At 66.9% G+C, this 2172-nt stretch carries 1 protein-coding gene; it reads left to right on the plus strand.

Annotation, left to right across the window (positions count from 1 at the left end; translation table 11 throughout):
* The coding region (locus tag RMO81_RS09305) for a hypothetical protein (RefSeq protein WP_310475560.1) at positions 1-2172 on the plus strand (2172 nt) is incomplete at both ends.

Raw genomic sequence — 2172 nt, forward strand, 5'->3', positions numbered from 1 at the left:
ACCGCCAGCGTGCTGGGCGAAGCTTTCGCGCCGCTTTATGGTGTGACGGCGCAGGCCGGCCGCTTCAATATGCGTTCGGCCGGCGTGGTGACGCTGGGCGGGACCGGGCTGGACGTGCTGGCGAACGCCGGTTGGGAGCAAGGTTCCGAAGGCGGCAGCGCTGTTGGCGGCACCGCCAATGTCCAACTGATTGGCGGCAGTTTCGAAACGACGTCGCTGTTGCTGCGCGCCTTTGCCGCTGCTGGGTCCGATTCGGCCGGCACGGGCGGTTCAGCGACGGGCGGCACCAGTGCGTTTGAAATCCTGAACGGCACGGTCGCCACGGTAACCGGCACCATCAGTCTGCAAAGCTATGGCGAAGCCATTGGCGAGAGTCGGGTTGGCGGCAGCGCCACGGGCGGCAGTGCCAGCATTGTGGCGCGCGCTGGCGGGCAGTTGCTGGGCAATGGCTTTGTGGACACGATCACGGCTGGCGCGGGCGCCGGCAATGGCATGGACGGCGATGGCGGCAGCGCGCTTGGCGGCACTGTGCTGATCCGTGCCGAAACCGGTGGCAGCCTGGCGCTGGGCCGGGTGCGTATCGCCAGTGCCACGGCAACCGGCGGGTTCAGTTCTGGGGCCGGCAGCGGCGGCGCTGCGGTTTCCGGCACGATCGAGATTTCAGCCGATGGCGGTGATATCGCCATCACCAACCTGCAAGACGCAGTGACATCGGCCAACGGTGGCGACGGCTTTGGCACAGGCAATGGCGGCGAAGGCCGCGGCGGCACGGTCAGCATATTGGCCAGCAACGCCGGCCAGATTTCGATCCTGGCGACCGGCGGCACAACCGGCATCGGCCTTGGTGGTTCGGGTGTGGGCGGCAGCGCGGCTTCGGGCATTGGGGGCGACGGTTTTGGCGGGTTGGTTCAGGTCGTTGCAGACACCGGCAGCCAGATCACGCTGGATGGCCGTGGATCCTCCACGCCTCTGATCAATATGCGCGCGCGCGGTGTGGGCGGCCAGGGCCAAAGCGGTGGTGCAGCCACGGGCGGGCAAGTGCTGGTATTCACGCGGGGCGATGCCGACATCACCCTGCAGGGCAATGCCGAGCTGGCGGCAGACGCCACCGGCGGCACTGCCACTCAGGGCTTTGGCGGCGACGCGTTCTCCGGCCAGGTGAATCTGCTGATGCAACAGGCGGTGGCGACGACAACGATCACCACCGGCAATCTTGCCATATTGGCATCGGCCAGTGCCGGTAACGGTTTCGGCGTATTGAGCCGCGGCGGCACGGCCGATCGGGCAAATTTCAGTGGCGTGTCCATCAGTTCGAACAACAACCGCGGCACGATGACCATCGGCAATATCACCGCAACGATGACCGCCAGGGGCGGCCGCGGCGGCGATGGCCTGTCCAACGATGGCGGCGATGGCGGCGGCGCGTCTGCTGCTGATTTCGCCATGGGCTTCCGCGCCAGTGCGCCCGGCGGGCCTGATGCGGGCACAATCAGCACGGGGATTCTCTCGCTCGATCTGAACGCGTTTGGCGGTAACGGCGGGGCTGGCAACACGGCCGATGGTGCCGGTGGCAATGGCGGTTTTGGTACGGCCGGTTCGGCGTTCATCACGGCCGTTGGCGGCACCTTGAGCATTGCGCCGGCATTGACCGCACAGTCTGCGATTGTGATCAATGGCAACGGTCGCGGCGGTATTGGCGGCAGCGCCCTGATCGGCGGCAACGGTGGTACTGGTCGCGGCGGCAGCATCAACATGGGCAGCTTTGCCAATTCGCAGGCTGGCGGCCAGCTGGGCCGGTTTGAAAGCGGCCGGCAGCGGATCACGATGGATGGACTGGGCGGCTCCGGCGTGGTGGGCGGCGACGGCATCGCCAACTTGCTCGAACTGCGTGGCGAAGAAGGCTCGTCGCAGATCAATGGTCAGCTCGCTTGGTTCGCAAGGTCAACTGGGGGTAGTTCCATCGGTGGCATTGGTGGGCAGGCCGGTGGCGGCGGGTTCAACTTGTCGGGCAATATCACCATCGCCGACAGCGTGGCGCTGGAAGGTGGAGCGCGCGGCGGCAATGGCAGCACTGGCGGCGGCGAAGCCCGTGGCGGCAGCATCGGCCTGAGGGGCAGTCTCGTCCTGCAAGGCGGTTTCGAGGGCTTTGTCACGGCCGATGGCGGCAACGCG

This window comes from Sandarakinorhabdus sp. (assembly GCF_031422795.1).
Lineage (GTDB): Bacteria > Pseudomonadota > Alphaproteobacteria > Sphingomonadales > Sphingomonadaceae > Sandarakinorhabdus.